Here is a 12,767-nt window from a genome sequence, read left to right as displayed (position 1 = left end):
CATCCCCTCCGGCGAAAACTTTTGCGCGAGCCGCCGTCCGGATGATGGGGTGGCACGGTGATCAACCACGATGAGGCGGGGGCCGTCCGACCGTTGACCCTGGCTTGGGTGAGCCAGCATGTCAACGTCGGCGAACGGATCGTCAGAACCGAGGCGCTGCACGGCGGCATCACCGCCGAAATGCGGCGGCTGACCATCGGCACGCGGGACGGAGGCACCCGTGACCTGGTGCTGCGGACCTTCGTCGACCCGTACTTCGTGGAGCACGCCGAGGACCTGCTGGACCGGGAGGCCGGCGCCCAGACCCTGCTCGCGGCGACCGGAGTGCCGGTTCCCGGACTGGTCGCGGTCGACCCGACCGCCGCGCACTGCGAGTATCCGTCGCTCCTGATGACACATCTGCCGGGCCGGACGGTCCTCGCCGACGAGGGACTGGAGACGCGCGTCCCCCTGCTGGCCCGTCAACTCACGGCGATACACGCGCTGCGACCCGACGAGCGGCCCCGGGAGTATGAGCCATGGACGACCGCCGACGCCGTCGTCCCTCCGAACGGCGCCGACACGGTGGCATGGGCCGCGGCGACAGACGTGATCCGCAAGCCCGCGCCGCTCTATGAGGGGCGGTTCCTGCACCGGGACTTCCACCCCGGCAACGTCCTGTTCGATTTGCCGTCCCCACGCATGGGAGATCCCCGGATCACCGGGGTTGTCGACTGGGTGCAGACGTCCTGGGGCCCGGCAGACCTCGATGTGGCGCACTGCTCCACCAATCTCGCCCTGCTGCACGGCCCGGCGTGGGGTCTGCGGTTCGCTGAGGCGTACGAGCAGGCCGGCGGGGTGCTGGCCGCGACTGCGAGCGAGCGGTTGTACTGGCGGCTGCTGGACGCTCTGGCGTTCGCGGCGGGCGCGCAGTGGCTGGCGCGACCGTGGCGGGAGGCGGGGAGGGCGGAGCTGACGACACGGGCCGTGGAGGAGCGGCTGGATGCCTACGTCACTGGCCTGATGGACGCGCTGGGCTGACCCGATGCAACTCGCGGCGCGGGCCCGGCGGCGAGCGCCGACCACCGCCCCGCGACGCCGTACAGCCGGCCGCCGCCGCGGGCCCGGCTGCCACGTCCGGCAGCGGAGCCGATCGCCCACTTGCACCGGGGCGCCCGTGGTGCTCGACGGCCCGCCGCCGCCCAGGCCGGTGGTTTCGGCGAGGGTTGTCACTCCGACGATGTCGAAGTCTTTCCGTACACCAAGGAAGGCACCGGACAGAGCGAATGCCACGATGCCGACCAGATCCATGGTGTACTGCACTACGCCGATCACGTGGGGGACAGCCGTGCGACTCCTTGCTTCGCAGGGCCCCCGACGGGCGGCAGATCCCCGGGGCCCGGACGGTGACGTGCGGTTGGTGAGCGCGAGCCGTCAGGAAACGCGCGGGGCAGGTCGCCCGTCCACCGGTGTTCTGACGACCGGATCGTGACCGCGGACGCCCAGGTCCGCGGCATCGACCTGCGTACCACGCCCCGCTGACCGAACTCCGTCACAGGGAGCCACGGGGCACCGTCACCACGTGCTTGCCCACGACGCCGCCGCGCTCGAACGCCTCATGCGCCGCGGCGATGTCCGCGAGCGGATACACGCTGTCGACCACCGGGCGCAGCGCGCCCGACGTGACGAGGTCGGCCACATCGAGCAGCACGGGGGTTTTGGGGTTGGCGCTGAAGGCGCGGATGCGGCGGGAGCCGTGCACGCTCGACGCGGCGATCGCGGCCAGGGCCGACGAGGACAGTCCGACGGTGACCATCCGGCCGCCCTTGGCCAACCGGCTCCGATAGCAGTGCAGTTCTGTACCGACGGTGTCGACGATGACGTCGAACGGCCCGATCCGGTCCGACGTGGTGGAGCCGTAGTCCAGGACCTCGTCGGCGCCGAGGTCGGTGAGGAGACCGGCGTGCCGGTCGCGGGCCAGCGCGGTCACATGGCCACCCATCGCGTGCGCCAACTGCACGGCTGCCGTGCCGACTCCGCCTGCCGCGCCGCGCACCAGAACCCGTTCACCGCTCGTGAGGCGCACGCTGTCGCGCAGCGCGATCAGCGCCGTAGGACCCGTGACGACCAGGGCAGCCGCCTCGACCGACGAGAGGTCCGCCGGGGCGATCGAGATACGGTCTGCGCGGACCACGACGTACTCGGCCGCCCCGGCGGTCGTGTGCCGCCGCCGGGGATGCACCATGCCCCACACCCGGTCCCCGACCCGGAAGCCCGCGACACCGGCGCCGGTCCCGGCGACGGTGCCCGCGAAGTCCAGCCCCACCCCGATCGGGAACCGGCGCCCCGACACCATCTTCAACTCCCCCGCGCGGACCATCGCGTCGTGTCCGTTCACGCTGGACGCCTCGACCGACACCAGTACCTCACCCGCGCCGGGAACGGGACGGTCCACGTCGTTGATCCGCAGGACTTCCGCCGTACCGAAACTCATGAGCTGAACGGACTTCATGTCGCTGTCCTTACGTGAAACGGTTGTGGTGGATCCGATGCTGGACCCCGCACGCGGCATCACGGTCGTTCTCCTTTTCCTGGGTCCGGCAGACCCACCCTCACGGGCTGCGCCGGCGGCATACTGGCGCCGTGACCGACTCCACGCACGCCATGAGCGGCGACCCCCGACGCGAACTCGCCGAGTTCCTGCGCACTCGCCGAACTCGGCTGCGACCACAGGACGTCGGTCTGGAGCCCGGCCCGCGGCGGCGCGTCGCCGGGCTGCGGCGGGAGGAACTGGCCCTGCTGGCGGGGGTGAGCTCGGACTACTACCAGCGCATGGAGCAGGGACGTGACGTCCGCCCCTCCGAACAGGTCCTGGACGCTCTCGCCCGCGCCCTCAACTTCACGGCCGAGGAGAGCCGCCACCTGCACAGCCTCGCCACCGCCGCACGCGTCCCGGCCCGCCTGCCGCGTTCGTACGAGCCGGAGCAGGTACCGGACACCACGCTGCGACTGCTGCGCGACTTGTCCTCGCCCGCCCTGGTCGTCGGCCGTTTCCTGGACGTGCTGGCCTGGAATCCGCTCGGCGGCGCCCTGCTGGGGGAGTTCACCCGGCAGCCGCAGAAGGAGCGGAACCTGCTGGCGCTGTTCCTGCACCCCGAGGCCGACCGGGCATGCCCGAACCGGGCGGCCACCGTCGCGGAGCTGATCGGGATGCTGCGGACGCAGGTCGCCGCTGAACCAGGACACCCGCGGGCGGTCGAGCTGGTGGGCGAACTCGCCGTCCTCAGCGACGAGTTCGCCGCCCTGTGGTCCCTCCACGACGTGGAGGAGCCGACCCGCGGACAGATGCGCCTCAACCACCCCTCGGTCGGCGAACTGAACCTGGACTGGGACGCCTACCCGATACCGGGCAACCTCGGCCCCGCGCTCCTGGTCTGCACCGCCGCCGAGGGCACCCCCGACGCCGAACGCCTCCACCTGCTCACCGGCCTGCTGGACGCTCCTTGACCCCAGGGCACCGGCGTAGTCTCATGCCCACCCGGTTCTTGGTCCGGCGCGCCCGAGGCTTTCCACGCTCCGCCCCCGGACCGCCATGACACACCATGCGGTCAGATTCTGACTTTCCGTAGTCGATCGTGCCTCTCGGCCCGTCCGGGTGGAGATGGATCTCCACCTGGAGATACGGCGCTCGGTCCAGGTCGTTCCGCCGGGCCGTGCCTAGCTTGGACGTCGTCAGCCGGGGCGTTCCGGCGTATCACAGGGAGAGAGGGAGGCGGGATCATGAGCGGTCCGGTCGAGGTCGTGCTGATTCTGGCCGCGGTGGCCTATGTGCTGGTCCGGCGGATGATCGGCGAACCCGCGCAGGCGAAGCGGATGCTGGTGCTTCCCGCGGTGCTCGCGGTGATCGGGCTGTCCGATGTGTCCGGCGCCGGACACAGCCTCGTCGCGCTGCTCTTCCTGGCCGCTACCGCCGGAGTGAGCCTGCTGCTCGGGGCGCTGCGCGGGATGAGCATCCGGCTCTCCAGCCAGAACGGGTTGGTCTTCGTCCGCTACAGCGGTGTGACGGTCGCCTTGTGGGTGGTGAATCTGGTGGTCAAGTTCGGCGCCAACCTTCTCTTCGGGGCGCTTGACCCGCACGCGGCTTCGGCCGCCGGGAACAGCTTGCTGTTCACCCTGGGTCTGGGCATGCTTGCCGAGGGGCTGGTTGTCCTGGCCCGCGCGCTTCGCACCGACAGCCGGATCGCCTGGGCCGAGGGCAAGGGCGGTGCCCCGCACACCATGTCTCCGGCCCTCGACGAGATCCAGCGGCGGATCGCCGCCGGCCGCACCGGCGGGGAGTCCGGTTCCCGTCTCGGTGATCTCTTCTCCGCCGGCGGCGCCGCGGGCGGCGGACCGGGCACCGGCTTCCGTCGTACGCCACGTGGTTGAAGCGAGGTCAGAAGGTGCCGACGAACCACCCCGATCCCGGCTCCCCGGTATCGCCGTCCGGCCCGCCGGTGTCCCGGTCCGCCGTCGAGCGGACCGGGACACCGGCGGATGAGGCTTGGGGTCCCGCCCGTTTCGCCGACGAGCTGATCCGCCCCTTCCTCACCGTCACCGCCATCGCGGTGACCGCTGTCGAGTTCCCGGGTGCGCGGCTGATCGCCCCGCCGCTGGCGACCGTGGTGTTCGCGGCGGTCGCGCTGTGTGCGCTGGGGACCCTGCTGCCGTGGACCCGCCTGCCGTCCGCTGCCCGGACCGTCCTGTGCACGGCGTACGTGGTGCTCGCCGCGGTACTGCTGCCGCTCGCCCAGACCACCCTGGCGCCCCTCTTCGCCTTCCTGGCCTGCGGGGTCGCCGGCGGGAAGCTGTCCTCCCGCCGGGCCGCCCTCGGTGTGGCCGTGACCGGTTCCCTGAGCTGCGCGGTGGCCGTGGCGGTGACGGACCGGGTCGCGCCCGGTCCCGGCGAATGGGTCTGGTGGCTCGCGCTCACGGTCGGCTTTCCGGTGTACATCGGCATGTCCAACCGAGACCGGGAGGAGGCTGTGGTCAACGCCCGCCGGGCGGCGGCCGAGGCCGAGCGTGCCGCCGAGTCGGAGGCCCGGAACGCGGCGCTGGGCGAGCGCGGGCGGATCGCCCGGGAGATCCATGATGTGCTCAGCCACTCCCTGTCGGGGATCGCCCTGCAACTGGACATGGCCGACGCGCTGACCGAGGAGGGGCGTGCGGAGCAGGCAGCCGTCGCGATCCGCCGGGCCCGGTCGATGGCGGTGGAGAGCATCGCCGAGACCCGTCGCGCGGTGCACGCCCTGCGCGAGGACACCGTTCCGTTGCCGGAGACGTTGCGGCTGATGGCCCAGGGCGCGGCCGATCCCGTGGAGTTCACGCTGAGCGGGGAGGCCGCTGACGTCCGGGTGGAGAGCGCGCAGACGGTGATTCGTGTGGCGCAGGAGGCCCTGACCAACGCGGTGAAGTACGCTCCCGGGGCAGCCTGTCAGGTGCGACTCGAATTCCGGCCGGAGACGGTGCTGCTCAGCGTGACGAACGGCCCGGCGCCGGGCGGGCCCCCCGGCGAGGAGGCTCGTGGCACGGGGATGGGGCTGGTCGGGATGCGGGAGCGGGCCGCCCTGCTGGGTGGAACACTCAACGCGGGCCCGGATCCCGGCAGCGGCTCGGGTCAGGGGTGGACGGTTCGGCTGGAGGTACCGAGGTGAGTGAAGCAGGCGGCATCCGCCTGGTGGTCGCGGACGATCAGGCGGCGGTCCGCGAGGCGCTGGCGGTGGTGCTCGGCCTGGCCGACGACGTGGAGGTGGTGGCCACCGCGACCAACGGCGAGCAGGCGCTCGCCGCGGTCGTCGCGCATGCCCCCGACGTGGTGTTGATGGACCTCAACATGCCGGTGATGGGCGGGGTCGAGGCCACCCGCCGGATCCGCGCCGACCACCCGGCGACCATCGTGCTGGTGCTCACCACCTTCGAGGACGACGAGACGATCCTGGCCGCCTTGCAGGCCGGAGCCAGCGGCTATCTCACCAAGGACGCCGGCCGGGCCGCCATCCTTCAGTCGGTGCGCAGCGCCGCCCAGGGGCAGACGGTACTGGCGCCCGAGGTCCAGCGCCGGCTGCTGAGCCTGGCCACCACCCGGCCCCGGACGGTCGCACCGGACCCGGCCGCCGGGCTCACCCTCCGCGAGCGGGAGGTGTTGCGGCTGATCGGCGAGGGGCTGCGCAACGGCGAGATCGCCGCCCGGCTGGTCATCAGCGAGGCCACCGTCAAGACACATATCAACAACCTCTTCGCCAAGGCGGATCTTCACTCCCGGGCAGAGGCGGTGCGTTACGCCCTCAGTGTCGAGCTGCCGGAGGTACCGGCGGCCGAATAGGCGTACCGGCGGCGGGTGTTGCCGAGCGTCCCTTGCCCGCTTGCGTTCCGAAGGATGGGCGCGGCGGCTTTCAGCGTTTGGAGTCACCCTGATGTCGGCGGGGTCAGTCCGTCGTCCTGGGCTGCGTGTTCCGCGTGTGGTCCTCTCGGAGTGCCTGTTCGACGGCGCTGCGTACGCGGGCGTCCTCACGCAGCTTGCGGCGCGCGCTGGCGCGGCGTGCGAGCAGGAGACCGCCGACGACAGCCGCGATCACCACGACCACGAGCACGAGCAGCGTCCACGGGACGGCCCAGCCGTGGGCCGTGGCCTCGACCGGCGTGAGCGAGGTGGTCGAGCCCGAGGCGTCGGTGAGGAGCGGGGTGAGGGTCGCGGTCGCGGCCAGACTCACCGCCGGGGCGACGCCGTGGACGGGCAGCTTCACCTTCCAGCTTTCACCGGGCAGCAGCTCCGGCAGAGCGGCGATGCCGCCGGCCTCCGTGCGCAGCCATCCGAACGGGCCGGTGACCGAGGCCGTCTGACGGGCCGACAGGATGGCGTTGCCGACGTTGTGAACGGTGTAGGTGACGGTGGCGTCGCCCCTGGCGAACGGGTTGACCGAGCCGGAGTAGTCGACGTGCAGGTTCTCGATCGCGAGCTTGGGCTTGAGTGCGCCGCTGACCCGCAGCTTGATGCGGATGCCGAGGCGGCGGTCCACGTTGATGCCTGCGGCGTCGTCGGACTGCTTCAGAGAGGTGAGGATGCCTCCCACGTGGTCGCCGGGCGTAGCGTTGGCCGGAACGGCGACGGTGAAGGGTATCTGCGCGGTCTTGCCGGGCTGGATCAGGACGCTGTCGCGGTCGGCGTGGACCCAGGCGCCGATGCCGACGGACTTCTTGTCCTTGGTGATCAGGTCGAGCCGGCCGGTGTCGGTGGTGTAGCCGTCGGCGGCGTAGAGCGCGAGCCGGAGCGGGGTCTTGCTGTGGTTCGCGACGACCATGGCGTCCTTGACCTGGCCGCCGGGGTTCACGTTGTAGCTGTAGCTGGACCGGTCGTCGCCGTACCCGTTCGGGGCCGTCCTGACCGTCCAGGTGACGTCGCCGTCCGCGGCGCGAGCGGGTCCGACGCTCGGGCCGGTGATCGCGCATGCGATGAGCAGGGCCAGGGTGAAAGCACGCATGAGCGCGCTGCCGGCGGTCTTCCGGTGGTTTACGGGTGCGTGCATTTCGGGGTTCTCCTGGCGCGGGAGGCGGGGCGGGCACCGGACGGTGCCCGCCTCGCCAGGTGGAAGGCGCGATCAGCTGCTGAGCGCGGTGATCGTCAAGGTGGAGCGGTAACCGCCCTTGGTGACGGTGTCCGGGATCTTCAGGTCCAGGTCGGCGCCGAGCTTGGCGGTGCCACGGGCGTGGCCCTGGTCCGCCGAGCCGATGCCGCGCGAGATGGACAGACCCGGGCCGTGGTCGTCGTAGCCGGAGGCCACCGGCTTGCCGGCCTTGGCGCCCGCGCCGCCGTCGAGGACGTACGGCGTCCAGCCGAGGTACGAACCGGAGAACGTCTTGTCGGCGTCCCGGAAGTCGCTCACGTTGGCCGAGACCGTCCACGGGGCGAGCGAGCGGCGGGTGTCCGACACGAGGATCGGGTTGATCTTGCCCCCGGCCTCGAAGTGGTCGCCGTTCTTCTCCACGGCGGTGCCGAGGTCCACCAGGCCGTTGTAGCCGTCGATCGTCCAGCCGAACTCACCGGGAGCCGGGTTGGGGACGTTGACCTGGAGGTCCTGCTTGTCACCGTGGTACGGGTGCACCGTCACCTTGTCGACGACCGAGCCCACGGGCTGGTCGGCGGGGGTGTTGTTGCACGGCGCGGCGTCCGAGTTCGGGGCCGCGCAGGTGCCGCTGCGGAGGTTCTCGACGACGAGCTTGTCGTTCCGCACCTGGACCTTGACGTAGGAGCGGACGTGCTCCTGGTTCTGGACCGAGTTGTACCAGTAGTTCTTCGGGTTGAGCGGGTCGGCGCCGTTGCCGGCACCGCTCGTCCCGCTGTTGTCCGGCGTGGTGATGTCGTAGTACTTGGAGCCCGAGGCCGAGTTGCCCGTCACGTAGAGGACACCGCCGGGACCGGGGTAGACATCGGCGGCGCCGGGCTGCTCGGCCGGGTTCGCCTTCTCGCCGTTCTTGATCAGGTAGCTACGGGAGTAGCTGTGGTCGTGGCCCTGGAGCACCAGGTCGACGCCGAGCTTGGAGAACGTGGTCGGGAAGTCGACACGGCGCGTCTTGTTGTCGCTGTCCTTGGCGTGGCTGGCCGGCGAGTAGATCGCGTGGTGGTAGACGAGGACCTTCCACTTGGCCTCGTCGCCGTGCTTGTTGATGACGTCGGTGACGTAGGCGGTGTGGGCCGCGTCGCCGCCGCCGTTGGCGGAGTTGTAGCTGTTGCTGTTCAGGTCGATGAACAGGACATCCTTGTAGATGTACCAGTAGTCACCGCCGGACTTGGTGCCCGCGGGGTTCCCGTTGTCGTAGTACGGGGCCGAGCGGTCGGTGTTCGGGGTGCTGAAGTGCTGCTCGTATGCCTTGCCGCCGACGTCGTGGTTGCCGATGGTGGCGGCCCACGGGTACTGGCGCAGGCCGTCGGGCGCGAGGAAGGCGTTCCACTGGGACTCGTTGTTGGCGCTCTCGACCTGGTCACCGCCCGACACCAGGAGTTCCGCGTTCGGGTTGGCCTTCAGCGAGACGTCGACGGTGTCCTGCCAGCCGGCCTGGTCCTGGGCGAGGTCGCCGGACGAGCCGATCTGCGGGTCGCCGTAGAACAGGAAGTCGTAGTCGCCTTCGAAGTCCTGCGTCTTGAAGGAGTACGCCGAGGACCAGTTGCCCTCGGTACCGACCCGGTAGGAGTAGGCCGTGTCCTCCTTCAGGCCGGTGATCGTCGCGTGGCGGTTGAAGCCGCCGCTGGTGGCGATGTTCGCCGCACCGGCGGCGTCGAAGGTAGCGGTGCCGGCGGGGAATTCACCGTTGACCACCTGGGCGGTCGGCGCGACCTGGACGACCTGGGTGGTGTCCGCCGACGAGTACCAGGTCACGGTGCGCTGGGTCTCGTTGGCACCCACGCCGAGGACGATGCCGCTGAGGGCGGCGGTGTCCGCGGCGCTGGCGGGGGACGCCAGGGTGCCGCCGAGAGCTACGGTCAGGCCGAGAAATGCCGCCGTGGCGCCTGTGGCCACACGGCGCCGCACAGGCCCGAAGGCATGCGAGGGGTTGCTCGATCTCATGTGTTTCGTTCTCTGTTCCTTTTGTGCACTTCTGGTGTGCATGAGTGGAGAACTTGACACTCAGCTCGCGAAGTAAAGTGCGCGTAAAGGTCAGGTCACCAGATGGTTGAGTCTGGCCCAAGATCCGTATGGTTCAGAATCCGGACACCCGTTGCACAAACCACACCAGCCCCATGACGGAAACGCCGGCGGATATCGCCCCGGTGGCCCAGAGGCCGGCCCTGCGCGATCGGCGGCGCAGCAGGAGGAGGAGCGGGAACACGACGGCGATGATGGCCAACTGGACCGCCTCGATGCCGACGTTGAACACCAGCAGCGACCACAGCAGCGTCCACGACCATGCCGCCTGGATCCCCAACGCACCCGCGAAGCCGAGGCCGTGCACGAGCCCGAAGCAGAACACGACGCCCAGCCGCATCCAGCCCGCCCTGTCCAGGCTGAAGTGGCCCTGCCCCGCCGCCTCCAGGTCCATCGCGTGGTCACCCCGGCGACTGATCCGCCACAGGTACCAGCCGGCGACCACGGCGATCGACAACGCGATGACGGGCTCCACGATCTCCCCGGGCACGTCGACCAGACCCAGGGCGGCCAGCATGAACGTGACCGAGTGCGCCAGGGTGAAGCTCGTGGCCGCGAGCACGATCTCCCGCGGACGCCGTGAACCGGCGATGAGCGCCAGCAGGAACAATATGTGGTCGATCCCCGTCAGCAGGTGCTCGGCACCCAAGCGGAAGAACTCCCAGAACCGCTCGTACCAAGCCTGCGCGAGGGAGAAGGACGGATGCGCGGCGTCGAGGGCCGCGCTACCGGAGCGGCCGTCGATCTCGTACGTGACGATCGTCTTGACACCCTTGACGTAGCCCTCCGCGTCCGGAAACAGTTCGCTGCGGACCGACTGCTCACCACCCCCGCCGGGGCAGGCCCAGTCGAGTGGGAGCGTCACGTACGGCACGCCCTCCCGCTGACCCACTCTGAAGTTCCCGACGTGTGAAGGTGTGCAGGCTTTGCCGGCGGCGGCGACCGAGAAGCGCTTGGTCGCGTACGCGACGGCCGACGTCGCGTGGGCTGTGAGCGCCGCGGCCTGCTCGCCGGCGTCGCCGGATTCAAAGGCGCTCGTTCCGTCGCGGAAGAGGGAGTCGTCATGCTCGGAGTCGGCGGCGGACACGACGAACAGGTCGTACTCCAGGCCGAGTGTCGTCCGCAGACTGCCTCCGTCGGACGGGGCGAGGTGGGCATACACGGTCGAGGTGAACCCGTGCGCGAGTGCGGGCTGCTGCCCCGTACACAGGAAGGCGATCACCGTTGCCGTGATCCCGACGAGAGCGCGACGGACGCGGTGTGACATGTGGTTCCTCCAAGGTTGCCCGTGCACCGTGCAAGCCTTGAATGAACCGGAACCGGCGTGTTGACGAACCATGCGAAAACAAGTTCGACATGGGCTCTCCCCGTATGGAGACGGCGGAAGCCGGGAGGTGAAGATGAGGGCGCACCACCCGCCATCTCTCGGAGGACGATCGCCTTGCGCCCCCCGTTTCGGCCCGTCGCCGCGCTGGCAACGGCCGTCGTGTTCGCTTTGCCAGTCACGGGATGCAATTCCGGCGACGACTGGTCACGGCCGCACCCCGAACCGACCGCTGTCGGCACCCCAGGCCCGGGGTTCGTCGACCCCGCCAACCCACCCGCCCCCGAAGCGACCGCTACCCCGCAGCCCGGCTCCTGGACCGGAGTCCACCCCTCCGACGGCTACCGCGTCGTCCTCCTCACAGCGGGTGACGACCGCCCCACCAAGACGCTGGTGAAGGCGGTCGAGGACTGGGCCAAGGACGAGCACGTCGACCTGCGCACCGTGACCGCCGCCCACTCAGCGGATCTCATCCCGAGCATCACCCGTGCGCTCGACCTGCACCCCGACCTCGTCGTCAGCGCGGGCAACGACCTCATAGACCCCCTCGCGACAGTTACCCCCAACCACCTTTCGCAGCAGTTCCTCGTGGTGGGCGCGGAACTGGCCGAACCCACGAGCAACGTCACCGCCGTCGACTGGTCCGGCGCGTCCTTCCGCGGTGAGGGCCTCGGCATGTCCTCCACCTACGACCCCGCCTCGTTCACCAGCTCCCGCTGCGCGGCCGCGATCCACGCCGGAGCCGCAGCGGTGCTCACCGGCGTCACCGGCATCGTTCTCTGGCTCAACGAATACTGAACACTGCGCACGACCGGCAAGTCCGGTTTCGCGATCTTGTGCCAGGGGGCCGCGCGACCGTCGTCAGGACTCCGCGGGCTGCGACCATCGGGAGGGGTTCAGGTCTTCGAGCAGGCCGGGGCCGGTCGGTGTCCAGCCGAAACGCTGCCGGGTGAGGATGCTCGACGCGGGCTTGTCGATGGCGGCAAGGCGTCCGAGGAATCCGAGTGCGTCCGGGTCGACGGCCCGTACCGGCACGTTCAGTTCGCGGCCGATCGCCGTGGCTGTGTCGATAATCGTCACGCCTTCCTCACCGACGGCGTGCAGCACGTGTGCGGCGGGCGCGGTTTCGAGCGCGATACGGAACAGCCGTGCGGTGTCGTCGACGTGGACCGCCGGCCAGCGCGCGGACCCGTCCGCGACGTATCCGGACACTCCGGCTCGCCGAGCGATCCGGAACAGCGACCCGGCGAAGCCACCGCGTCCGCCCGCGGCATGGACGGTGTGCGGCAGTCTTACGATCGCGGATCGCACTCCCTGTCCGGCCAGTTCCAGCACGGCGCGGGCGTTGGCCGCGCGCCCGTCGAGTCCGTTGGCCGTGTCGCCGTCGTCCGCCTCGGTGGCGGCCCGGCCCGGGACGGCCGGAAGGGTCGCGGCGGCGATCAGCGGCCTGTCCGTTCCAGCCAGCGCGGACCCGATCGCGTCGATCGCGCGGCGGTCGGTGTCGACGGCTCCGGCGAAGTCGGCGAAGTCGTGGATGAACGCAAGGTGGATCACCCCGTCGGCAGCGGCGGCTCCCTCCCGGATCGTGTCAAGATCGGAGAGGGTGCCGCGCACCGCCTCCGCCCCCATGCCGTCGAGGGCGTCCGCAGCCGCATCGGAACGGGCGAGCCCGGCGACCCTGTGGCCCCCGGCGAGTAGTTCGGGGACGAGCGCTTGGCCGATGTGCCCGGACGCACCTGTGACGAATACCTTCATGACGAACCTCTCACGTTCGAGAACACTGGTGC

Annotated in this window: 11 protein-coding genes and 1 pseudogene; 6 read left to right on the top strand and 6 right to left on the bottom strand. The window is 70.4% G+C overall.

The genetic code is table 11. The annotated features are described in order from the left end of the window. Positions 1–57 precede the first annotated feature (57 nt). Positions 58–1,020, top strand: a complete 963-nt coding sequence (locus ACFC09_RS00175) for a phosphotransferase family protein (protein WP_376522098.1) — start codon at positions 58–60, stop codon at positions 1,018–1,020. Positions 1,021–1,185: 165 nt separating this feature from the next. Here ACFC09_RS00175 and ACFC09_RS00170 read toward each other — a convergent pair. Together ACFC09_RS00170 and ACFC09_RS00165 are read right to left on the bottom strand one after the other, a co-directional pair. Continuing rightward, a pseudogene (locus tag ACFC09_RS00170) lies at positions 1,186–1,290 on the bottom strand (TRIC cation channel family protein); the annotation flags it as partial. Positions 1,291–1,531: 241 nt separating this feature from the next. Beyond that, on the bottom strand, positions 1,532–2,491 hold the full coding sequence (locus tag ACFC09_RS00165) for an NADP-dependent oxidoreductase (protein WP_376522096.1): 960 nt from the start codon (positions 2,489–2,491) through the stop codon (positions 1,532–1,534). A 152-nt stretch (positions 2,492–2,643) separates the two neighbouring features. On the opposite strand from ACFC09_RS00165, the gene ACFC09_RS00160 reads away from it, so the two are divergent. The 4 genes from ACFC09_RS00160 to ACFC09_RS00145 all read left to right on the top strand — a co-directional run bounded on the left by ACFC09_RS00160 (position 2,644) and on the right by ACFC09_RS00145 (position 6,340). After that, positions 2,644–3,486: a helix-turn-helix transcriptional regulator gene (locus tag ACFC09_RS00160; protein ID WP_376522804.1), complete on the top strand. Its 843-nt coding sequence runs from the start codon at positions 2,644–2,646 to the stop codon at positions 3,484–3,486. Positions 3,487–3,759: 273 nt separating this feature from the next. After that, positions 3,760–4,407: a DUF1453 domain-containing protein gene (locus tag ACFC09_RS00155; RefSeq protein ID WP_376522094.1), complete on the top strand. Its 648-nt coding sequence runs from the start codon at positions 3,760–3,762 to the stop codon at positions 4,405–4,407. A 14-nt stretch (positions 4,408–4,421) separates the two neighbouring features. Next, positions 4,422–5,672, top strand: coding sequence for a sensor histidine kinase (locus tag ACFC09_RS00150; protein WP_376522092.1), 1,251 nt, complete (start codon positions 4,422–4,424; stop codon positions 5,670–5,672). Continuing rightward, positions 5,669–6,340, top strand: a complete 672-nt coding sequence (locus ACFC09_RS00145) for a response regulator (RefSeq protein WP_376522089.1) — start codon at positions 5,669–5,671, stop codon at positions 6,338–6,340. Before ACFC09_RS00150 ends, ACFC09_RS00145 begins: the two co-directional genes overlap by 4 nt. A gap of 103 nt (positions 6,341–6,443) precedes the next feature. Here ACFC09_RS00145 and ACFC09_RS00140 read toward each other — a convergent pair whose 3' ends face one another. The 3 genes from ACFC09_RS00140 to ACFC09_RS00130 all read right to left on the bottom strand — a co-directional run bounded on the left by ACFC09_RS00140 (position 6,444) and on the right by ACFC09_RS00130 (position 10,923). Further along, positions 6,444–7,541, bottom strand: coding sequence for a WxL protein peptidoglycan domain-containing protein (locus ACFC09_RS00140; RefSeq protein WP_376522088.1), 1,098 nt, complete (start codon positions 7,539–7,541; stop codon positions 6,444–6,446). Positions 7,542–7,613: 72 nt separating this feature from the next. Next, the gene (locus ACFC09_RS00135; RefSeq protein WP_376522085.1) at positions 7,614–9,578 is read right to left on the bottom strand and encodes a fibronectin type III domain-containing protein; all 1,965 of its coding nucleotides are present in this window, start codon (positions 9,576–9,578) and stop codon (positions 7,614–7,616) included. Positions 9,579–9,711: 133 nt separating this feature from the next. After that, positions 9,712–10,923 (bottom strand): HupE/UreJ family protein, encoded by a 1,212-nt coding sequence (locus ACFC09_RS00130; protein ID WP_376522083.1) that lies wholly within the window; start codon positions 10,921–10,923, stop codon positions 9,712–9,714. Between the two features lie 219 nt (positions 10,924–11,142). On the opposite strand from ACFC09_RS00130, the gene ACFC09_RS00125 reads away from it, so the two are divergent. Further along, positions 11,143–11,778: a hypothetical protein gene (locus ACFC09_RS00125; RefSeq protein WP_376522080.1), complete on the top strand. Its 636-nt coding sequence runs from the start codon at positions 11,143–11,145 to the stop codon at positions 11,776–11,778. A 63-nt stretch (positions 11,779–11,841) separates the two neighbouring features. On the opposite strand, the gene ACFC09_RS00120 is transcribed toward ACFC09_RS00125, so the two are convergent. Beyond that, a complete protein-coding gene (locus ACFC09_RS00120) occupies positions 11,842–12,735 on the bottom strand; it encodes an SDR family oxidoreductase (protein ID WP_376522077.1) in 894 nt (297 codons plus the stop codon). Positions 12,736–12,767: the final 32 nt, after the last annotated feature.

The sequence above is a fragment of the Streptomyces sp. NPDC056161 genome (assembly GCF_042268025.1).
GTDB lineage: Bacteria > Actinomycetota > Actinomycetes > Streptomycetales > Streptomycetaceae > Streptomyces.
The sequence above is the reverse complement of the archived record's forward strand: the minus strand, read 5'-3'. Positions and strand labels throughout refer to the sequence as shown.